Source organism: Pseudomonas sp. 10C3, from assembly GCF_036346185.1.
Lineage (GTDB): Bacteria > Pseudomonadota > Gammaproteobacteria > Pseudomonadales > Pseudomonadaceae > Aquipseudomonas.
Genome location: NZ_JASJVE010000021.1, coordinates 31,617 through 52,808 on the forward strand (window position 1 = coordinate 31,617; position 21,192 = coordinate 52,808).

Consider the following 21,192-nt stretch of genomic DNA (forward strand, 5'->3'; position numbering starts at 1 on the left):
GAGCATGACAGACAAGAAACTTTATATTTCCGATGTGACCCTGCGCGATGGCAGTCACGCCATTCGTCATCAGTACTCAATCCAGAACGTGCAGGACATCGCTCGCGCACTGGATCAAGCCAATGTCGATGCTATTGAAGTCACTCACGGCGACGGGCTGCAGGGTTCGAGCTTCAACTACGGCTTCGGCGCCCACAGCGACCTGGAATGGATCGAAGCGGCGGCGGACGTGATCGAAAACGCCAGAATTACCGTGCTGTTGATTCCCGGCATTGGCACTGTGCACGACCTCAAGGAAGCCTACAAAGCCGGCGCGCGTTCAGTACGTGTAGCCACGCACTGCACCGAGGCGGATGTCTCCAGGCAACATATCGAATTTGCCCGGGAACTGGGCATGGACACTGTGGGCTTTCTGATGATGAGCCACATGATCGAGCCTGAGCAGTTGGCCGCTCAAGGCAAGCTGATGGAGTCCTACGGCGCGCAATGCATCTATATGGCTGACTCCGGTGGCGCGATGAACATGCAGGATATTCGTGCCCGCATGCGTGCCTTCAAGGCCACGTTAAATCCCGAGACTCAAACCGGCATGCACGCCCACCACAACCTCAGCCTCGGTGTGGCCAACTCCATCACTGCGGTGGAGGAGGGTTGCGACCGCATTGACGCAAGTCTGGCGGGCATGGGGGCGGGTGCTGGTAATGCACCGCTGGAAGTTTTCATCGCCGCTGCCGAGCGTCTGGGCTGGAATCACGGCACCGACCTGTACCGTCTGATGGACGCCGCCGATGATTTGGTGCGTCCGTTGCAGGACCGCCCGGTGCGGGTCGATCGCGAAACCCTGGCGTTGGGCTATGCCGGTGTGTACTCCAGCTTTCTGCGTCATGCCGAAGTGGTGGCCGCGAAGTACGGCCTGAAAACCCTCGACATCCTTGTTGAGTTGGGACGTCGACGCATGGTCGGTGGTCAGGAAGACATGATCGTTGATGTCGCTCTGGATCTTCTCAAGCAGCGTGCTTGATCCCTAGCTCCTTTATGCCGTGCCTGTCACGGCTTTTTTTTGCGAAGAAACTTCATAGGCACTCGCAGTGGTTCAGCCCCGGCCGAGAAGAGGTGTCCCGATGCTGTCCAACTTGTCGATGACGAAAAAGCTTTTACTAACGGTCCTGCCCATCACGCTGTTGATTTACGTGGCCACCGTGTTGCTGGTCTATCAGTCGAGCAAAGGTTCCACCGAAAAGCTTGCCGAAGTGGCTGTGGAGGCGATTGCTCAGCGCCAGGCGACGGATATCAGCGGCTATTTCAATGCTTCGCTGTACTCGGCGCGTAACACCGCCCAACTGTTGGGCTATGAGTTGATCGACGGCCAGTTGCAGGATCGACGCATCGCTGACCAAATGATCGAATCCTTGCTTCGCAGCACGCCTCAGGCCACTGCCATCTGGTGGGTGCCGAGTGGCTCGTCGCAAGATCAGGCGGTGCTCTGGCTGCGCGACGGCCAAACGCTCAACCCTGGTTTGGATGATCAGCGCCAGGCCCTGCTCAGCGCCCTCGGGCAGAACGCTGGCGAGCGGGAAAGTGTGATCCCGCTGCTGCACCTGAGCAGCGCCGGTGGTGACAGGGTGGTGATCGCCGTGCTGGTTCCGGTGCGTGACAATGGTCGGGTAGTTGGCAGCTTTGGCATCGGCCTGGATGCGGCACAGTTGCAGAAGCGGGTTGCCGAACTGCGTCCGCTGGAGGTCGGACTGGCGGTGTTGATTGCCCATGATACTACCCTGGTTGCCCACCCGGACCCGAGCAGGGTGGGTCGCACGCAAGCTGAAAGCGAGGGTGACTTCCTGGGTGATCATCTTAAAGTCGTCACCGACGCGGTACGTGGCGGCGTCGCAATGACGCTGCGTTTTATCTCGCCGGCGATGGCCGAAGAGGTGTTTATGCTGGTGACGCCGGTGACTATCGGGGATACCGGTACGCCGTGGTCGCTGGGGCTCGCTTTTCCCAGTTCGGCGCTGCTCGGAGGGGTCAAGGCGCTGGCCTTGCAGCTTATTCTGCTCGGTGGATTTGCCGCATTGGCGTTGGGCGCTACCGTGCTTCTGCTGGGGCGTGCCTTGTCGCGGCCGCTGGAAGCCGTGGTGCAGGCCATCCAGCAGCTGGCATCCGGTGAGGCTGACCTGTGCTTGCGCCTGCCGGCCAGGGGCGATGATGAACTGGCGACGCTGGCACGCGAGTTCAATCACTTTCTCAGTGCAATGGCTGATCTGGTGTTGGAGATCAAGGGCACCAGTCTCGCGCTGCAGAAAACCTCCTCCGAGTTGCAGGAAGAGAGCTGCGCGTCTGGACTGACGGTGGATGCACAGCGCGATGAAGTGGGGCAGTTGGCGACCGCTATGCAGCAGATGGCGGCGACTATCGAGGAGGTTGCCGGCAACGCCGGGCAGGCGGCTCAGGCCAGCGGCGAGGGCGATCAGGCCGTCGCACGGGGGCAAGCCACGGTGTCCAGCCTGGTGGAGGCGATCAACCTGGATGCGCAAACCCTCGAGCACGTTTCCGGCTTGGCCACGCAGCTGGATGAGGCCAGCCAGTCGATTGGCACCATCGTTGCGGTGATCAGCAATATTGCCGATCAGACCAACTTGCTGGCGCTCAACGCGGCCATCGAGTCTGCGCGAGCTGGCGAGCAAGGCCGCGGTTTTGCCGTGGTGGCGGGCGAAGTACGGGCATTGGCGCAGCGTACCCACATCTCAACCGAGCAAGTGAACCGCAGCGTCAATTTGATTCAGGCGCGCACACGCACGGTGGTCGACATCATCGTTCAGAGCCGTAGCGCCTCGCAGGCCAATGTCGTCAGCGCGCGAGAGGCCAGCGATGCCTTGCAGACGCTGTCGCAGGTGATCGGCCATATGCGTCATATGAGTCAGCAGATCGCCACGGCCACCGAAGAGCAGGCGACCACCAGTGAGCTCCTGTCGCGCAGCCTGGTGAGTATCGCCGACTCGGCTGAAAGTGCTTCGCAGAGCGCTCGCCTGGTCAATCAGCGCAGTGGGGATCTGGATAAAAGCGCCACACGGCTCAACGCTTTGGTCAGTCGTTTCAAACTCTGAATCCGCCCGGTGGTGCGGTGTTTCACACCGCCGTGGCCGCTCTCGTAATCATATTCAAGCTATTGATTTAAAACGAAAAAATAAATAAATACGAGCGGCTTTTAATGGCGCTCGTACGCCCCTGTGCAGCGATGAAAATTGACTCGGATCATTAACTTGCACTGGGCGGATAAGCCAAGCAGTAGACGGATAGTCCGTGGGGGCATGGACACCTAATGTAACCGCTAGCTTCGTTATCAGCTTCCGGATAGCGATTTACGTATGGATCAGTCCCATGTCGAACCTTTCTACCAGTGAACACATCCTCACGCAGGTTCCTGCGTCGCACATCGGTGCGCGTCTGCTGAAGCTCATCATGATGCTTCTTCCGTGGACCATCATCGCCGCGCTGTTGGGGGCTGGGCTCTTTATCCGTCCACAGCCGGTGGGCGGTACTGTCGCTGCGTCCGCACTTGAGCGTCGCGATCAGTTCTATGGACTGGCAGAGCTGCCGGGGGGAGTCGTACTGGCCAGTGGTTCCTACGGCAAGATCCTGTCGATCAGCCGGGATGGCCAGATCCGCCGCTTGAGCACTCCAACCCGCAACACCCTGCAGGACATAGCCGTCTGGGATGCCGAGCATGCCGTGGCGGTAGGTAATGACGGGGTAGTCCTGTTCAGTCTTGACGGTGGGCTGCACTGGAATCAGGCGGCCGATGTACCGCGCTCGGCAACCGCCAACAAGCTCAACCGTGTTCGCATCGGTGCCGGGGGACTGGCCATCGCCACTGGCGAGATGGGGGCGGTGTTGATCAGTCGCGACTTTGGCCGCAGCTGGCAGCGTCTGCGTGATGAGGAAGATGTGGCGTGGAACGACGTAGCAATTCTTGGCAGCGGCCAACTGGTGTTGGTGGGCGAGTTCGGGCGCGTGCTGCTCGGCAACCTAGAGACCGGGGAATGGCGAGGGGTTGAGTCGCCACTGTCCAGCTCGCTGATGGCGTTGACGTTTCGTGATGCGCAGCACGGCATGGCCGTCGGCCTGGAGGGCGCCGTCATGGAAACTCGCGACGGTGGGCAGCACTGGGAAGTGATAGACGTCGGTCTGCGCGATCACCTGTTTGATGTGGCCTGGCTGCAGGAGCAGGGCGTTTGGTTTGTCACCGGTGCTCTGGGGCGTTGGGCCAGTGGCGATGCCAAGGATTGGCAATCCGGGACCCTCGATGCACAGAACCTGTCCTGGCATGTACGGGCGCTGCCCGTGGCCGACGGCATTTGGCTGGCGGGTGCCGACATCGGTCGCTGGCACGGCAAGGTCTGGTCCCTGCTGAAGCCCTGAACCCCTAGTTGCCTAATCCAAGCGAGAGCATTCCATGATCGAACGTATAGCCGAGTTCTGCATCCGGCGCGGTGCCTGGGTTGCCAGTGGCCTGTTGTGTATGACTTTGGTGTTGGGTTGGTTCGCCCTGCACATTGAGGTTCGCACTGTATTTGAAGACATGCTGCCGTCACGGCACGAATACGTGCAGACACACGAGAAGTTCAAAGACACATTCGGCGGCTCAAACATAGTCACCATCATGTTTGAGGTCGATGAGGGCGATATTTTCCAGACTCCGGTATTGGAAAAAGTCCGTGAAGTGACGTTGGGGCTGCGTGAAGTCTCGGCGGTCAACCCGTACCAGATCACCTCACTGGCCTCGAAGAAACTCAAGGAAGTGCGGGCGTCCACTGCCGGTATCGAAAGCCTGCCGCTGATGTGGCCGGATCTGCCAGCCAACGCCGACGCCATGGCCGCGCTCAAGCAGGCTGTGCTGCGCAACCCGTTGGTCTACGGGCCTTATGTGTCCAAGGATATGCAGGCGACGCTGATCACGGTCGACTTCATCGACGATCAGGTCAACTACAGCAAAGTGTTCCAGGAGATTCGCACCCTGATTGCCAGCGTCGATGATGGCAAGGTGCATATCCGCGTGGTCGGCGACCCAATGCTTTATGGCTGGGTGGGCCACTACCTTTCGGAAACTTTCCTGCTGGTCGGCATAGCTCTGCTGGTCACTCTGGTCATGCTGTTCGTCCTTCTGCGTACGTGGCGCGGGATGCTGTTGCCGCTGCTCGCCGGTGCCGTCAGTGCCTCTTGGGCATTGGGCATCTGCCACCTGCTGAACATCAGTTTCGAGCCACTGGTGATCGTGGTGGCGATGCTGATCACTTCGCGGGCCGTGTCGCACTCAGTGCAGATCGTCAACCGTTTCGATGATGAGTTGCAGCTTTTGCCTGCTAACGCGGACACGGCCAAAATCGCGGCTCGCGTAGCGTTGTCCGACTTGTTCAGGCCAGGCATGCTGGGGGTCATTGCTGATGCGGCGTGCATGGCGGTGGTCGCCCTGAGCCCGATTCCGATGCTGCAGAAACTCACTGTTCTTGCGGTGGTGTGGGTGCTGACCCTGACCGTCAGCGCCGTGATTCTGACCCCAGTGATGCTCTCGTTTATCCGCAGGCCGCACGGGATGGTGCATCCGCTCAACTGCATTCCAGTGCTGAGTAAGGTGCTTGACCTGGCGACCCGCGTGAGCTTGTCACGCGCTCGTTACGTGGTGTTGGCCAGCACCTTCGTGGTGGTGGTGTGTGCTGGTCTTTATTCGCTGAACCTGAAAATCGGTGACGCCAATCCTGGTTCACCGATTCTCTGGCCGCAATCGGAATACAACGTCGATTCGGCGGCAATCAACAAGCGCTTCGAAGGCGTGGACCGTATGTTTGTGGTGCTGGGTGAAGACGGTAACCAAGGGCTGATGAAGAGCAACGAAGCCCTGCACGCGATGAACAGCTTTCAGCGTTTTATCGAGGCACAGCCTGAGATCGGCGGCTCGATTTCGCTGGCCGATGTGCTGCCACAAGTTAATGTCAGCCTGCGCGAAGGTAACCCGCGTTATCTGGAGTTGGGCGATACCAGCGCGATCAACGGCAGCCTGGTTGCCATGCTCGACTCGGTATCCGAGCCAGGAGATATCTCGCGCTTTGCTGACGAGCAGTATGCCAACGGCGCCGTAACCCTGATGTTCCGGGACCGTCAGGGCGAGACCATCCGCACCGCCATGGCTCGGATCAAGGAGTTCATCGCGCAAAACCCGCTTGCCCAGGGCCAGTGGCACCTGGCCGGTGGCCTGATCGGAGTCATGGCAGCGGTCAACGAAATCATCCTCGCCAGCCAGATCGAAGCCATTGCGCTGGCCCTGATGGTGCTGGCTCTGATCTGCACTGTGGTGTACCGCTCCTCGATGGCCGGCATGGTGTTCATGGTGCCGGTGATCATTTCCAACATGCTGACCTTCGCCTTTATGACCTGGAAGGGGATCGGCATGAGCATCAATACCGTACCGGTCGCGGCCTTGGGGATTGGGCTTGGTGTGGATTACGCCTTCTACATCGCCGATCGCATCAAGGAAGAAATCGCCATCGGCAAAAGCGCCGAGGAGGCCGTGCGTATTTCTCTGCACTCGTCCGGTATGGGCGTGATCGTGACCGCCAGCGTGCTGATCCTGGCCACCCTGTTGTGGTGGGCTTCGTCGCTGCGCTTCCAGGCTGAGATGGGCCTGCTGATGGCGATCTGGCTAAGCGCTTCAGCATTCTCCGCGCTGTTCGTCATGCCTTCGCTGATCTACGTGTTCCGCCCTCACTTCATATTTGGTGAGCACAAACAGACGCCAGTCGCCAGTCAGCCGAACGCAAGGATTGAGCTGGGTTGAGGCGAAAAACAATAACAAGAGCACTCATTCAATCGCTGCCATCACTTATTGGGGAGTACATCCATGAGCAAACTGATCCGGGGCATGCAACCGCTTACCTCGTTCAACAGCATCGCGACGGCTATCGCACTGGGCGTGGTTGCCACTCCAGCGCTCGCTGACGATACCTTCACTTACGACGGTTACCTGCGCCAGGAAATGTCGTGGAACATGAAGAACTGGGAAGACACCCCTGGTTATAACGACCGCGGCAAGCTGTCGATGATGCGCAGTACTGCGCGCCTGAACTTGCAGTGGAAACCCAGCGACGACTTATCTTTCGTCGCCAAGTTGCGCGGGGTGCGGGAGGTAGAGACCAGCTTCCTCAAGCACCTGGAGAAAATGGGCGCCAATAACTATCACGAGGCTGACGGTCGCGGTGATATCACCGACCTCTACGACAAAACCGAAATCCGTGAGCTGTACGTGGATTTGCCACTGGGCGAACGCACCAGGCTGCGCTTCGGTAAACAGCAGATTGCCTGGGGCGAGACTGATTTCTTTGCTGCCAACGACCTGGTGCACGGCTTCGACGATACCTGGCGCTCGTTTTTGGAGCCTGCCAACGAAGAGTTGCGAAAAACCAACATCATGGCCAAGTTCAACATCGATGTGCCGGAGTACAACGGCGGCGTTGAACTGTTTGTGCGTCCGGGTTGGGACCGCAAGAATGACATCGGTACCGAAATCGACATCTACGGTGGTCGCTGGTCGAGTCAGCCATATGCGGGCGTGGATTTTCGCAATATCGACCCGTACAACTACAAAAGCAGTGAAGGCAGTGTAAATGACGTAACCGGTGGTATTCGTTGGAGCGGCCTCTACGGTGATACAAATTACTCGTTGTCGTACCTGAAAACTTACTACAACGCGCCGATTCTAAACCCTTCGAACAACCTGGCGTTGTTCGGTATGCCAGGGGTTCCCTCCGGCGCGACCTCAACGGGCACTGACCAGACACTTGGTCTGGCCGGTGAAATCATCTACCCGCTTGTTGATATCTTCGGCTTCACCGCCAGCCGTTACTCTGATTTGGCTGATGCGGTGTTCAGTACCGAGGTGGCCTATATCAAGGATGCGCCGTATCAGTTTGAAGCCAAGACCCCGACCATGCTTAGCCAGTACATCGCGCCAGGCTTCGATGGCTATACCAAGAAGGATGTCGTTGCGCTGATGCTGCGCATGGACAAGAACATCGCCGCCACCCAAACCTGGCTGGGCACTGAAAAACCCATGTTTTTCTCCGTGCAGCTGTTCGACAAGTGGGTGCAGAACTTCGATAAAAACGACCAACTGCTGTACAGCGTGGGCTGGGGTGGCAAGGTCAAGGAACATTCGGCCATGGGGACCACGATCTTTGACCTGAGCTACGCAAACGGGCGTGTTCGACCACAGCTGGTTCTCGGTGCCGACCTGAGCAACGGTGGTGGTTTTGCGGTGCCGTCAGTGACCTTTGAGCTGTCCAGCAAAGTTCGCTGGAAAGTTGAATACGACGCTTTCTGGGATAACGGGTCTCACGATTCCAAGAACTGTCAGCCGGGCAATCTGGCGACGTGTGACACCACCACCCTGTTTGGCTACTTCCATAACCGCGATCAGCTGTACACCAGCCTGACCTACCTCTTTTAAGTCCAATCGGAGATTACATGATGGCTATGTTTTGTCATGCTCTACGCACCCCGTTTCTGGCGGGCCTGATCACTGCCATCGGCAGCCTGGCTAGCCTGACCATGGCTGCCGAGGTACCGGTGGGCATGGTTATATCGGCTGCCAACCTCGACCAGATCAAGGGCAATACCTTCGAAGGTCACACCATCGCCAGTCTGTTGACCGAGAGGATGGAATGGCGCATCCGCAACGATGGCTGGAAACTGCCGCTGGCCGCTTCCAAGGAAGTACCGCTGGACCCCCGCTGGGTCAAAGCGTCCAATGCCAACGCAGGCAAGACCTCTATCAACCGGCAGGAATGCCGTATCGACGGTTGGGGGGCAGGCGCACCGTTCCCGAACATAGACATGAAGGACCCTGAGGCGGCCGAGAAGATCGTCTGGAACTGGCACTTGGGTCAACTGGTAGGCGATGTCTCGCAAGTACCGGGTTACACCCAAGTACTGATCGATGGCAAGAAAGGCGTACATGCCGAGCCGGTGGCTGAGTTCACCCGTTACGCCATGAAGGGGCGCCTGACGGGTGGCAGCACTGTTGAAGGTGATGGCAGTGAGCGCGGTCGTCAGCTGCTGTACTTCAAGTCTCCGTCCGATATGAAGGGGCTGGGCACTTACACCGTGATGTATGACTCGGCGAAAGTGAACAGCGTGTGGGCCTATATCCCGGCTGTTCGCCGCGTGCGCCAGCTGTCTGGAGGAGCCTGGATGGACCCGGTGGGTTCATCCGACCAGTTGCAGGATGATCTGGAAATCTTCAACGCCCGTCCATGCTGGTACCCGGAATACAAACTACTGGGTAAGCGCAGCATTCTGGCGGTGACCGCGAGCAAGACCGGAACCGATATCTGGAACAAGGAAGGTAAAACGTTTGCCGAACGTTATCCGATTCTGCAGAACGAGCCACCTTACTGGAACATGAACGGCAACAACTACGAAGTGCGTGAAGTCTACGTCATCGAAGCCATTACTCCGTCCATCCACCCCTACAGCAAAAAGGTGCTCTACATCGATGTGAAATACCCGCGTATTCACTACGGTGAGGCCTACAACCGCAAGGGCGAGTTCTGGAAGTTTATGGAGTTTCACTCCTATGCCAACGTCACCGATGGCGATATCCGTACCACCGCAGGGGCGGTCATTGATTACCAGCGCAACCACGCGACTGTCTCGCTGATCGACACCTCCAGTTGGCGTACCAACTTCGTCGCCAAGCCTACCGACTTTTCGTTACAGGCATTGCAGGGCGCGGGTCATTAACGCCTGACGGTCCATCTTTATGTGCGTCCGTTGCCCGGACCCTTAGTGGTTCGGGTAATGGATGAAGCCCCGGTTCAGTACTAACAGAACAATAATAAAGCGGTCGCCCCGGCCTTGCGCCGTTTCTGCGACCTGAGGAGTGTTGTGTGTCGTTGATGCAAGCAGCCCGTCTTCACGAAATAGGCGGTCGATTTATTGTCGACCATATCCCTGTCCCCACTCCCGGCCCTCACGATGTGCTGATCAAGGTCGCGGCCAGTGGGATCATTCCTAACCTGAAAAACGTCACCACCCATTTCCCTGAGTGGTATCCCTTTTTGCCGTTGCCCGAGCTGCCAGCCATTTTTGGCCTGGACTCGGCCGGTACGGTGGCGGCGGTCGGGTCCGCAGTCACTGTGTTCAAACCTGGAGATCGGGTCTACGTCAATCCGGGCATCGGTTGTGGCGAGTGTCGCTGGTGCCGTGAAGGTGAAACGCCGCGTTGCCAGGCCTATACCTTCATGGGTTACTTCGGCTTTGGGCCAGGCTCGCAGCAGGTATTCAAGCGTTATCCCTACGCCGGTTATGGCCAATACATGACGGCCCATGGCAACAACCTGGTGCGTCTGCCTGAGTGTCTGAGCTTTGCCCTCGCCACCCGTTTTGGTTATCTGGGTACGGCTTATTCGGCAATCCGCAAGGCGGCCCTGCGCCCTTCGCAGAGCGTTCTTATTCTTGGCGCAAGCGGAACCCTCGGCGTCGGTGCGACCCTTCTTGCCCTGGCATTCGGTGCTGCGCGGGTCGTGGTAGTCGCCCGCGATGCTGACGCCCTGAAACGGCTCAAGGCCCTTGATCCTGGGCGTGTCGTCCCGGTGCTGATAGGGGACGGCGTGATTCATGAACAAGTGCTGGCGCAGGTGCCGGGCGGCGTTGATGTGATGCTCGATACTCTGGGTGCCAAGGCTCCCGCGCACTTGTCGGTGGATGCCATGCAGGCAGTCGGCCGTGGCGGCCGGATTGTACAGATTGGTGGCGTGGCCGGTCCTATCCCGATTGATCCGCACCCCTTTATGTGTGCGCAACTGCAATACATTGGCTCACTGTGGTTCACCACCGCAGAGGCAGAGGAAATGGCCCGCATGGTCGAGTCCGGTATCCTCGATCTGTCGCTGCTCGAGTCGCACGCTTATCCGCTGGAGCGCCTAAATGACGCGCTGGATGATATCCAGACTCAGGGTAATGGCTTCAGCAATTTCCACATCGCCCACCAATAATCGAGTGCTGGCGGCGGCACAGCGGTGCGCGTCGCCCAGCCACAGTGGAGAACCCCATGATGCGTGCACAACGTGTAGTGACCGGGCATGACGCCCAGGGTCGTTCCTGCATAGTCAGTTCCGGTCCGGTTGCAGGCGATGAGTCCTTCACCCATATCCCGGGTTTTAGTGCAGCCCTGTTCTGGAAGACCGATGCGCAACCGCAAGTCGGTGGCGGGGCGCCAGATCCCTTGAGCCATGTGACCTCGGTGTTGCCTGTTGTGGCGGGCACCAGCGTCATGCTGGTGAGCTTCCCGCCGGAATCGACCGAGGTGCCGGTGGATGCCGATCCACTGGCCGCAGATGAGATGAATGCACGCGTTCCGGGTCTGGCGCAGACCTTTGAAGCTGATGCGCCGGGCTTTCACCGCACCGATACCATTGATTACGGCGTCATTGTCGACGGCGAGTTGACTTTGCTACTTGATGACGGGGAAAGCGCCTTGCTCAAAGCCGGTGACGTGGTTGTGCAAATGGGTACTCGACACGCCTGGCGTAACACCGGTAACAGTCCTGCACGGGTGATGTTCGTCATGGTCGGTGCCACGCGTCGTTGATGTTATCTCCGGTCATTTTCAAGGAGGAGCTGTGAGGGTTGGCCAATTGTCCAAGCGGCCAATAAGCACTTGATTCGAGTGGGTTATTTGCAGGGGGGGCCGCGGATAGCGTGACGTTCTAAAGTGGGTGTCTCATCGGTCGTTTTAAATACCTATTTTTGAGCGGTCAGGCACGTTAAATGCTTGGTTCAGGGGGTAGTTATCCATACCTGAGCCAGGTGATACCAAATGGTGAGGCGCGCAGGGTTTTTGCGAGGTGATTGCCTCGTTCCTTGCGGTGATTGCACCTCGCTGCGCACTGAAACTGTGCGTATTTGCTCTGGGATGGTGGCAAGAGGTTCAGCCAGCGACTGCGATAACAAGAATGATCTGCGGCACGTACTGTGGATCTTATAAATCGTGTGATATCGCGATCTGGATGCCTGGCCAGGTCGTAGGGGGTTGTACATGGAACAGCTTAGTTTCCGTCCGGTCACTGCTCCTGAGGCTGTACTGGCGCGTTACGAAATTTGTCGAACCCGTGACCTTGAGGAGGCCCGCCAATGCGGAGAAAAAATATTCTGCGAAAACCACCTCTGTAATCTGGATTCAAAAAGCTCGCTAAACGCCAGCATTTTTTACCGTCGGGCGGGTGGTATCGGTATTGGCCGAATGAGTTACGGAGGTGCGTTGACCATCAAACCGGGGGTACTCGATACCTTTGCCTTGATCCAGATGCCGATTCGCGGTGAGGAGCAGATTCAGCTAGGCGAACAGAAAGTGCTGTGCAACCCAAGCATGGGCACGGTGATCAACGCCCACACGAAATCACTGATCAACCACCGTCCCAACACAGAAAAACTGATCATCCGTATTGAACGCAGCTTGATCGAGCAGCATTGCCAGCAGTTGCTGGGCCGCACCCTGGCCAAAAACATTGAATTTGAGTCTGCCATCCCGATCGCTACCGAATCGGGCGCACGCTGGTTGCGTATGGTGAGCTGGGTGTATGACTGCCTTTCGCTGGATGACGAGCTCTCGCCTTTGATGTCTGCCCAATTGGAAAGTGGCCTGGTTCACATGCTACTGACCAATCAACCACACAACTATTCGGCGGAGATTTTGGCCGACGTCCCCTCGCTTGCGCCTTCGTTCGTCAAGCGTGTCGAACGCTACATCGAGGACCACGCGCACGAACCGATTACCATCGTCGACATGGCTGAACACGCTGGCGTCAGCAGTCGTTCGTTGTTCACGGGATTTCGGCGTTACCGCGATACATCACCCATGCTGTACCTCAAGGAAATACGTCTGCGTCGTGTCCATGAAGAGCTGCTGCGGCTGAGTTCGGGCGGCGAAACGGTAACAGCGGTCGCCTTCCGCTGGGGGTTCAATCACCTAGGGCACTTCACCACTGATTACAAACGTCGCTTCGGCGAAAGCCCTTCTGCAACCCTGGCGCGCTGAGCGCGCCGTCATATCTGCAGGCCTTGCATCTTTTTGCGCTGGAAGGATAAGCGAAACGGTATCGGGATCGTCAGCCCTCCTGGAGGTTCTTAGGATGACTGCAACAGCGCCGCACGGGGCGGCGCCGATCCTGTTAGCAAGGGAATCAGTATGTCCGAGCAACCTATCATTCGTCGGCGCATCGTCAAAACGGGTATCAGCGATGCCCGTGTCAACAACTCCAAAACACAAAGCCAATACCAACCTTACAAAGATGCGGCCTGGGGCTTTATCAATCACTGGTATCCAGCCCTGTTCACCCATGAACTGGCCGAGGACCAGGTTGAAGGTATCCAGATTTGTGGCGTGCCAATTGTCCTGCGTCGCGTCAATGGCAAGGTCTATGCGCTCAAGGACCAGTGCTTACACCGTGGTGTGCGTCTTTCCGAAAAACCTATGTGCTTCACCAAGAGCACTATTTCTTGCTGGTACCACGGTTTTACCTTCGATCTGGAGAGTGGCACCCTGGTGACCATCGTCGCCAACCCGGACGACAAACTGATTGGCACCACCGGTCTCACTACTTACCCGGTGCAAGAAATCAACGGCATGATTTTCGTATTCGTGCGAGAAGACAGCTTCCCCAATGAAGATGTGCCGCCGCTGGCAGACGACTTGCCGTTCCGTTTCCCGGAAAATAGCGAAGCCTTCCCGCACCCGCTGTGGCCTGCCTCGCCGAGCGTACTGGATGAAAATGCCGTGGCTCTGGGCATGCACCGCACCGGCTACGGTAACTGGCGTATTGCATGTGAAAACGGCTTCGACAACGCTCACATCCTGGTGCACAAGGACAACACCATTGTTCACGCCATGGATTGGGTGCTACCGCTGGGCCTGTTGCCGGCCTCCGACGACTGCATTGCCGTGGTCGAAAATGAAACCGGACCTAAAGGTCTGATGCAATGGATGTTCACCGAGAAGTGGAAGCCGGTGCTGGAGAACGACCTTCTGGGGCTGAAAGTGGATGGCCTCAAAGGACGCTTCTACCGGACCTCCGTTGTTCTGCCGGGCGTGCTGATGGTGGAAAACTGGCCAAGCGAGCACATGACCCAGTACGAGTGGTATGTGCCGATTACCGACGACACCCACGAGTATTGGGAAATCCTTGTGCGAGTGTGCAACACCGATGAAGAGCGTGAGAAAAACCAGTATCGCTACGACCGCGTTTACAAGCCACTTTGCCTGCACGGTTTCAACGATTGCGATTTGTACGCCCGCGAAGCCATGCAGAATTTCTACACCGACGGTACCGGTTGGGACGATGAGCAACTGGTGGCGACCGATATCTCCCCGATCACTTGGCGCAAGCTGGCTTCGCGCTGGAATCGCGGTATCGCTAAACCGGGACGTGGTGTTGCTGGTTCGGTGAAGGATTCCAGCCTGATCTTCAAGGACACCGCCGACGGTCATCGCCCAGGCTACAAAGTCCGTCAGATCGAGGACTGAGGTGACCGAGCCAGCGTTTTTCACCAAGCGCTGGCTCACTTTTTGGTGGAGCCCCCTATGCCCAAGTTAACCCCTCCAGTCAGTCAGTTTGTGTCGGTCGATGGCGTTCGTCTGCATTATCAGGTCGTTGGCCAGGACACCCCTCGATTGCCGATCATATTTACCCATGGTGGTGGTCCGGGCAGCACAGCCTGGAGCAATTTCCGCCTGAGTGCTGAGACGTTCGCGACTCGGCACCGTTGCTACTTCCTCGATTTTGCCCAGTTCGGCCGCTCGGATATGGTTCCGGTTCACGGGCCTCTGTTAGGTTGGCATGCACGCAAATTGTTGGGTTTCATGGACGCTCTTGGCTTGGAGCGCGTGCATCTGATCAACCAGTCTCTTGGTGGCGCGGTGGCTTTGCGCCTGGCCGCGGACTCTCCGCAGCGCGTTGGCCGGTTGATCAGTATCGGCGCGCAGCCCGTCGATCGCGGTGTACTGCAGCCGCTGCCGCTGTTCAGCAAGCACGCCGCGACTTTGATGAGTGACTACTACCTCTCTGATGGGGGGCCGAGCATCAGCAAGATGCGTGTGCTGCTGGGACGTTATGAGCTACACAACGATGAGCTGCTGGACGACGAAAACCTGCGCCTGCGTTTCGAGGCCAGTGATAACGCCAGCTTTATCCAGCTGCTGCAAACCCCTGGTGCATTTGGCGAGTGGGAAAGTCTGCTGCCAGTGCTTGATCGGGTTCAGGCACCCACCTTGCTGTGCTGGGGCCTTCATGACTGGTTTGGCAGCGTCGATGTGCCGATGATGATGCTCAATCGCCTGCCCGACGCCCGTCTGCACGTATTCGGCAACGCTGCCCACCACCTGCAGAGCGAGTGCCCTGATGAGTTCAACCGCCTGGCCTTGAGCTTTATCGGAGCACACGAATGAACCTGCCAAGCGATCTGCATTACCTCGAGATGCACGAGCTGTCGCTGCTGATCCGCAGTCGCAAGCTGTCGCCGGTGGAGGTTACCGAGGCGCAGCTGGCCCGCATCGCCGAACTGGACCCAGGTCTGCACAGCTACGCCAGGGTCACCCCGGAGCTGGCCTTGCAGCAAGCGCGAGAAGCCGAGCAAGAGTTGGCTAATGGCACCTGCCGCAGCCCACTGCATGGCATTCCGGTGGCGTACAAGGATCTGTTCGACACGGCCGGTGTGGTGACCGCAGCAGGCATGCCCTTGCACGCTTCGCGTATCCCTGATCAGGATGCCACCGTTGTCTCCCGTTTACGTGAAGCCGGCGCGGTAATGCTGGGCAAGCTGCAAATGACTGAGGGTGCTTTCGCTATCCACCACCCGAACATAACCGCGCCGAACAACCCTTGGCACCCAGGGCATTGGACCGGTGCGTCGTCCAGCGGCTGCGGCGTAGCCACCGCTGCGGGACTGTGTTACGCCTCAATCGGTAGCGATTCCGGCGGCTCGATTCGCTTCCCCTGTGCCGCCAACGGCCTGACCGGGTTGAAGCCGACCTGGGGGCGAGTCAGCCGTCATGGTGCCTTTGAACTGGCCGCAAGCCTCGACCACGTGGGGCCAATTACCCGTAGTGCGCGTGATGCGCTGTTCCTGCTTTCTACTATCGCCGGCCATGACCTGCTTGATCCCACCTCCCAGCCCAGCGTGTGCCTGGAGGTTCCCGGGATCGATGACAGCTTTCGCGGGTTGCGCGTTGGCATTGACGAAAGTTGGCTCAGCGATGGCGTGGACCCGGTGATTCAGCAGGCGTTGCAGCAGATCATGGCGATGATCCATGCCGGTGGCGGTAAGTTGCTGAGCATTCGGATGCCCGACACCCGCGCCGTCAGCCAGAATTGGGAGGCACACTGCGGCGTACAGACCGCTGTGGCGCATGCCGATACCTACCCGCTGCACGCCAGCCAGTACGGCCCGGCGTTGCGGCGGCTGATCGACGGCGGGCGCGAGCTGAGCGGCATGGACTATCAGCGAATTTTGTTGGAAGCACAGCGATTCACCGGGCAGGTCGAGATGCTGTTGTATGAGCTGGACCTGCTGCTGGCTCCGGTGCAGCCCTATGCCGCGCCGACTCACGAGCAACTGTCCAGCCTGGCATTGGACCCTGAGGCCAACCGCCGCCTGATCCAGTTCACTGCACCCTTTAACGTCAGTGGCCACCCCTGTATCAGCCTGCCGATTGGCCTGACCGAAGGCGGTCTGCCGATGGGTGGTCAGTTCATCGGTCGTAAAGGGGGCGAAGCCACGCTGTGCCGCGCGGGTATGGCGGTGCAGCGGGTCAGCGATTGGCATCGGCTGCGGCCGCAGTGCCTAAAGTGAGGTTGCGTCGATGATTATGCCCGCTCCGTCTGTCCAGCCGCTGAACTGTTCGGATCAGCGCTACGCCATGGGCGTTCGCGAGGAGTGGGTATGAGCGAAGGCTTATCGATGTGACCCTCGCGACCGAGCGGCTTGAGTACCAGCACCTGCAGGCGCTGCGTTCGCACGATCTCGACGAGGTGCGCGATAGGGTGTCGTCGATGTTTTGCGAACATCAACTGCTGGTCAAGGGTGGGGAGCGGCTCAATTACCGCCACGCGCACCTGCGCACTGGACGGCTGAGTTTCAGCCAGATGAGCTACGGTGCCCAAGTGAGTGTAGCTCCCGGTAACTTGGGGGAGTTCTACCTCGTGCAGTTGCCGCTGGCTGGCAGCGACCTGCAGTGTATTGGCGGCCGTGAGCTTTACAGCAACCATCGCTACGGCTCCGTGCATGCGCCGCACGAAGTCCTGGAAATGAACTGGAGCCGTGACTGCCGTAAGTTGGTGGTGCGTTTCGATCGCGAGGCGCTGGAGCAGCACGCGGCCAGCATGTTCGGACGCAGCCTGTACAAGCCCTTGGAATTTCATCCCACCATGAGCCTGGATCACCCGGCCTGCGCTGCCTGGAGCAGCAGCGCGCAACATATCTTTGCCGAGATGCAACGCTCGCCGCAGTTATTTGACCTGCCTTTGATCCGTACCCAGTTCGAACAGACGTTGATGACGACGCTCCTGAGCTGGCAGCCGCACAGTTTACGTTGCGAGCTGGAGCAGACCATGCCGCGTCTGTTGCCTCGTCATGTCAAAGCTGCAGTCGATTACATGCAAGCTTACCCGGAACAGCCCATCACCATCGAGACCCTGGCGGCCGTCAGTGCAGTCAGCGGACGCACGCTGTTTGCCGGGTTTGAAAAGTTTCTCGGTTTGAGTCCCATGCGCTATCTGCGTGACATTCGTCTGGAGCGCGTGCGCCAAGATCTGCTCGACCCCGGGCAGCCGTACAGCGTCACCGAAATCGCCACACGCTGGGGTTTCTTCCAGCTTGGGCGACTGGCCGCCGAGTATCGTCGGCGTTACTCCGAGACACCCAGGGAAACGCTGGTTCGTTCGCGAGGGTAGGGGGCATGTCGGGCAGGGACCCTCTGCGTTAATTCCCGCACTTTATGCATACCCTCTGCGCAATGCGCATATTGCCTATGCCTGCACTGCTCCACATTGGCTGCACGGACTGCATCGCGTTGTCCGGACTACCACAATGGAGCGAAATCCCATGAGAACGATCACAATCGTCGGTGCCGGGCAGGCAGGTCTACAACTTGGTATTGGTTTGCTGCAACAAGGCTACACCGTCAACCTTATTTCCAACCGTACCGGTGAGCAAATCGCGGCGGGCAGGGTGCTGTCCAGTCAGTCAATGTATGACATGGCGCTGGGTTTTGAGCGTGAGCTGGGCCTGGCGCTGTGGGACGACATCTGCCCACCCACTGTGGGTGTGCACTTGCGTGCGGGTAACGGCGAAGGTCTGGGAGTGGACTGGCGGGCCCGTATGCAGGCGCCTGGTCAGTCGGTAGATCAGCGTATCAAGATGCCACGCTGGATGGACGAATTTCAAAGCCAGGGCGGCAACCTGATTATCGAAGAAGCCGGTCTGGCCGAACTTGAGCGTTATGCCGACAGCAGCGATCTGGTCATCGTGGCCAGTGGCAAAGGCGAGATCGGCAAGTTGTTTGAGCGTGACGCCGAACGCAGCGTGTTTGATCGTCCGCAGCGCACCATTTCATTGACCTACGTGCACGGGATGCTTCCACGTAGCGACTACAGCGCACTCAATATCAGCATCAATCCGGGCATTGGCGAATACGTCAATTTCCCCTGCATTACCCATACCGGCCCCGGCGATATCATCAACCTGGAATGTATCGAAGGTGGCCCGATGGATCGCTGGGGCGAGGTCAGCACCCCGGCCGAACACCTCGAACTGGCGGTGGAATTGATCCACGAATTCTTCCCCTGGGAGGCTCCGCGCTGTGAAAACCTGCGCCTGACCGACGAACTCGGCACGCTGGTAGGCCGCCTGACGCCCACTGTACGCAAGCCGATCGGTGTACTGCCCTCTGGGCGCACCGTACTCGGCATGGCCGACGTGCTGGTGCTCAACGACCCCATTACCGGACAGGGCTCAAACAACGCCAGCAAGTGCGCCAATGTGTACATGAAGGCCATTCTCGAACACAGCGAACTGAACTTTGACGACAACTGGAAGCAGGCAACCTTCGAAAGGTACTGGGACTATGCCCAGTGGGTAGCGCGCTTCACCAATACTCACCTGTTACCTCCACCGGAATCCATCATGCGGGTGTTCGCAGCCTGTGCGCAAAACCCGCAGATTGCCTCAACCGTGGCCAACGCATTCGACGATCCAAAGACCCTCCGGCCCTGGTACTACGATGTGCAGGAAGCCGAGCGCTTCATCGAAAGTTTTCCAGTGGCAGAGGGCGTCTGAGATGGGGGCTTTCATCTCTGGCCGCTGGCGTTTCTCCGGCATCGCTACAACGCTGCTTTTAGCGGGCGCACCCTGTCACTTTGCTCAGGCCACTCAGGGCACTTTCCCTCATGGTTACGGGGTTAAATCCGAGGGCATGGGCGGCGTGGTGCTGGCCCTGCCTCAGGACGCGCTGGTTGGCGCGTCGAACCCGGCCGGCATGGCTTGGGTCGGTGATCGAGTGGATGCCGGGGTCGCCTTTCTGAAGGTCGACAACGGCGTGGAGTTTGCCGGCAATACCATCAGCGGTAGCGCAGACAATGATCTGTACATCATTCCCCAGCTGGGTGTGAACCACATGCTCGATGAGGTCAGCAGTGTTGGCCTTTCGGTGGTGGGTAACGGTGTTGGCACGGACTATAGCCGTGAAAGCAACGTGGGCGGCCTGCAGAGTCCAGGCTCAACGCTCCAGCAGATGGTTGCGACCCTTAGCTATGCACGCAAGATTTCCGAGCGACACAGCCTAGGCGTGGGCCTGTTATTGATCCGACAGCAGCTTGATATCGACGGCACCAGCAGTATCGGCTTGCCGGAAGGGAGCGACGAGTCCTACGGCGGCGGTTTGCGCGTGGGCTATCTGGCGCGCATCACCGATGAGTTGAGCTTCGGTGCCAGCTATGCGACGCGTGGCTACATGTCAAAAATGAAGCATTTTGACAAGCTGTTGGCCGAGGGTGGAGGCCTCGATATGCCCTCCACCTATGGCGTCGGGCTGAGCTACAAACGCGGTGACTGGACGCTGGCTGCCGACCTGCAAAAAATTCTCTGGAGCGATGTGAAGGCTTATGGAAACCCCGGCGTAGGCCGTGCCACGGGGGCTCCGGGCGAGAGCGATGGTCCTGGTTTCGGCTGGCGCGACCAGACGGTGTACCGCGTGGGTGTGGCGTACGAAGCCACGCGTGATCTGACCCTGCGCGTGGGCTACAACGACGCGAACCAACTGCTCGATAGCCGCGACGGTTACCTCGGCACGCTGGCGCCCGCCGCCAACCATCGCCACGTCACGCTGGGTACCACCTACCGTCTGGGCGGCGGCAACGAGGTCTCGTTCGCCTATGCGCGATCGTTCATGGACAAGGTTAATGGCGATGGCCAGGGACCGGATGCAGTGAGCTCGCCTTACATGAGCCAACACTGGTTTTCGCTCAGCTACGGCCTGGCGTTCTAAGGGGGATGTTTGAATGATTGATACCACCGCTTTACGTCAGGCCCTCGGCCACTTTGCCACCGGCGTCACTGTCGTGACGACCCGGGATGTCCGGGGGGAGCCCATCGGTGTGACGGCCAGCAGCTTCAACACGGTTTCGCTGGACCCACCGCTGGTGCTCTGGAGTATCGGCCGCAACGCCTTGAGTTATCCGGTGTTCTCGGAGGCCGAACACTTCGCCATACATGTGCTGGGTGACGAGCAGGAGGCGTGGTCGAACCGTTTCGGGCGGGCATCAGAGGCCAAGTTCAGTGGCCTGGACGTCGGCGAAGGCGTTGGTGGTGTGCCGCTGCTGAGCGGCTGTCCAGCGCGTTTCGAGTGCCGTATCGAGCACCGCTATGAAGGCGGCGACCACCAGATTCTGGTCGGGCGAGTGCTGCGGATGGAGCTGGGGGCGGAGGATGCCCGTCCGCTGTTGTTCCATCGTGGGCGGTACGCCGGGCTGGACTCATTACCGAGGGGGTGACGCTATTCAGCCCTTTTCACGGCAGCCAGCGATGGCTGCCTTTTTTACAAGAAACTGCGCTCTTGGGATAACCGCGTAGCTCAAAGGAGCGCAGTCAGCTGCT

16 protein-coding genes are annotated in these 21,192 nt (G+C 58.8%); all 16 read left to right on the forward strand.

Going from position 1 to position 21,192, the window contains the following annotated elements; translation table 11 throughout:
* Positions 1-4 precede the first annotated feature (4 nt).
* The 16 genes from dmpG to QN399_RS20020 all read left to right on the forward strand — a co-directional run bounded on the left by dmpG (position 5) and on the right by QN399_RS20020 (position 21,089).
* On the forward strand, positions 5-1,021 hold the full coding sequence (dmpG, locus tag QN399_RS19945; protein ID WP_330201469.1) for a 4-hydroxy-2-oxovalerate aldolase: 1,017 nt from the start codon (positions 5-7) through the stop codon (positions 1,019-1,021).
* 100 nt (positions 1,022-1,121) lie between these two features.
* On the forward strand, positions 1,122-3,101 hold the full coding sequence (locus tag QN399_RS19950) for a methyl-accepting chemotaxis protein (protein ID WP_330201470.1): 1,980 nt from the start codon (positions 1,122-1,124) through the stop codon (positions 3,099-3,101).
* A 274-nt stretch (positions 3,102-3,375) separates the two neighbouring features.
* On the forward strand, positions 3,376-4,416 hold the full coding sequence (locus tag QN399_RS19955) for a YCF48-related protein (protein ID WP_330201471.1): 1,041 nt from the start codon (positions 3,376-3,378) through the stop codon (positions 4,414-4,416).
* A gap of 34 nt (positions 4,417-4,450) precedes the next feature.
* Positions 4,451-6,826, forward strand: coding sequence for an MMPL family transporter (locus QN399_RS19960; RefSeq protein WP_330201472.1), 2,376 nt, complete (start codon positions 4,451-4,453; stop codon positions 6,824-6,826).
* A 63-nt stretch (positions 6,827-6,889) separates the two neighbouring features.
* Positions 6,890-8,494: a DUF1302 family protein gene (locus tag QN399_RS19965; protein WP_330201473.1), complete on the forward strand. Its 1,605-nt coding sequence runs from the start codon at positions 6,890-6,892 to the stop codon at positions 8,492-8,494.
* A gap of 17 nt (positions 8,495-8,511) precedes the next feature.
* Positions 8,512-9,789: a DUF1329 domain-containing protein gene (locus tag QN399_RS19970; protein WP_330201474.1), complete on the forward strand. Its 1,278-nt coding sequence runs from the start codon at positions 8,512-8,514 to the stop codon at positions 9,787-9,789.
* Between the two features lie 155 nt (positions 9,790-9,944).
* Positions 9,945-11,042, forward strand: coding sequence for an alcohol dehydrogenase catalytic domain-containing protein (locus tag QN399_RS19975; RefSeq protein ID WP_330201518.1), 1,098 nt, complete (start codon positions 9,945-9,947; stop codon positions 11,040-11,042).
* Positions 11,043-11,098: 56 nt separating this feature from the next.
* A complete protein-coding gene (locus QN399_RS19980) occupies positions 11,099-11,638 on the forward strand; it encodes a cupin domain-containing protein (RefSeq protein ID WP_330201475.1) in 540 nt (179 codons plus the stop codon).
* A 447-nt stretch (positions 11,639-12,085) separates the two neighbouring features.
* Positions 12,086-13,084, forward strand: coding sequence for an AraC family transcriptional regulator (locus QN399_RS19985; protein ID WP_330201476.1), 999 nt, complete (start codon positions 12,086-12,088; stop codon positions 13,082-13,084).
* Between the two features lie 150 nt (positions 13,085-13,234).
* Positions 13,235-14,569: a Rieske 2Fe-2S domain-containing protein gene (locus QN399_RS19990; protein ID WP_330201477.1), complete on the forward strand. Its 1,335-nt coding sequence runs from the start codon at positions 13,235-13,237 to the stop codon at positions 14,567-14,569.
* Between the two features lie 57 nt (positions 14,570-14,626).
* Positions 14,627-15,490, forward strand: coding sequence for an alpha/beta hydrolase (locus QN399_RS19995; RefSeq protein ID WP_330201478.1), 864 nt, complete (start codon positions 14,627-14,629; stop codon positions 15,488-15,490).
* The gene (locus tag QN399_RS20000) at positions 15,487-16,893 is read left to right on the forward strand and encodes an amidase (protein ID WP_330201479.1); all 1,407 of its coding nucleotides are present in this window, start codon (positions 15,487-15,489) and stop codon (positions 16,891-16,893) included. The genes QN399_RS19995 and QN399_RS20000 overlap by 4 nt, the downstream gene beginning before the upstream one ends.
* A gap of 110 nt (positions 16,894-17,003) precedes the next feature.
* Entirely contained in the window at positions 17,004-17,993 is a 990-nt protein-coding gene (locus tag QN399_RS20005) for an AraC family transcriptional regulator (RefSeq protein WP_330201480.1), read from the forward strand.
* Between the two features lie 151 nt (positions 17,994-18,144).
* Complete coding sequence (locus tag QN399_RS20010) at positions 18,145-19,377, forward strand: styrene monooxygenase/indole monooxygenase family protein (protein ID WP_330201481.1); 1,233 nt, start codon at positions 18,145-18,147, stop codon at positions 19,375-19,377.
* A gap of 1 nt (position 19,378) precedes the next feature.
* A complete protein-coding gene (locus QN399_RS20015; RefSeq protein WP_330201482.1) occupies positions 19,379-20,584 on the forward strand; it encodes an outer membrane protein transport protein in 1,206 nt (401 codons plus the stop codon).
* A 13-nt stretch (positions 20,585-20,597) separates the two neighbouring features.
* Positions 20,598-21,089, forward strand: a complete 492-nt coding sequence (locus QN399_RS20020; RefSeq protein ID WP_330201483.1) for a flavin reductase family protein — start codon at positions 20,598-20,600, stop codon at positions 21,087-21,089.
* Positions 21,090-21,192 lie beyond the last annotated feature (103 nt).

Bases quoted from the DNA above. Each gene is read 5' to 3' on its own strand.
- dmpG (WP_330201469.1), top strand. From the start codon at position 5: ATGACAGACAAGAAACTTTATATTTCCGATGTGACCCTGCGCGATGGC.
- QN399_RS19950 (WP_330201470.1), top strand. From the start codon at position 1,122: ATGCTGTCCAACTTGTCGATGACGAAAAAGCTTTTACTAACGGTCCTG.
- QN399_RS19955 (WP_330201471.1), top strand. From the start codon at position 3,376: ATGTCGAACCTTTCTACCAGTGAACACATCCTCACGCAGGTTCCTGCG.
- QN399_RS19960 (WP_330201472.1), top strand. From the start codon at position 4,451: ATGATCGAACGTATAGCCGAGTTCTGCATCCGGCGCGGTGCCTGGGTT.
- QN399_RS19965 (WP_330201473.1), top strand. From the start codon at position 6,890: ATGAGCAAACTGATCCGGGGCATGCAACCGCTTACCTCGTTCAACAGC.
- QN399_RS19970 (WP_330201474.1), top strand. From the start codon at position 8,512: ATGATGGCTATGTTTTGTCATGCTCTACGCACCCCGTTTCTGGCGGGC.
- QN399_RS19975 (WP_330201518.1), top strand. From the start codon at position 9,945: ATGCAAGCAGCCCGTCTTCACGAAATAGGCGGTCGATTTATTGTCGAC.
- QN399_RS19980 (WP_330201475.1), top strand. From the start codon at position 11,099: ATGATGCGTGCACAACGTGTAGTGACCGGGCATGACGCCCAGGGTCGT.
- QN399_RS19985 (WP_330201476.1), top strand. From the start codon at position 12,086: ATGGAACAGCTTAGTTTCCGTCCGGTCACTGCTCCTGAGGCTGTACTG.
- QN399_RS19990 (WP_330201477.1), top strand. From the start codon at position 13,235: ATGTCCGAGCAACCTATCATTCGTCGGCGCATCGTCAAAACGGGTATC.
- QN399_RS19995 (WP_330201478.1), top strand. From the start codon at position 14,627: ATGCCCAAGTTAACCCCTCCAGTCAGTCAGTTTGTGTCGGTCGATGGC.
- QN399_RS20000 (WP_330201479.1), top strand. From the start codon at position 15,487: ATGAACCTGCCAAGCGATCTGCATTACCTCGAGATGCACGAGCTGTCG.
- QN399_RS20010 (WP_330201481.1), top strand. From the start codon at position 18,145: ATGAGAACGATCACAATCGTCGGTGCCGGGCAGGCAGGTCTACAACTT.
- QN399_RS20015 (WP_330201482.1), top strand. From the start codon at position 19,379: ATGGGGGCTTTCATCTCTGGCCGCTGGCGTTTCTCCGGCATCGCTACA.
- QN399_RS20020 (WP_330201483.1), top strand. From the start codon at position 20,598: ATGATTGATACCACCGCTTTACGTCAGGCCCTCGGCCACTTTGCCACC.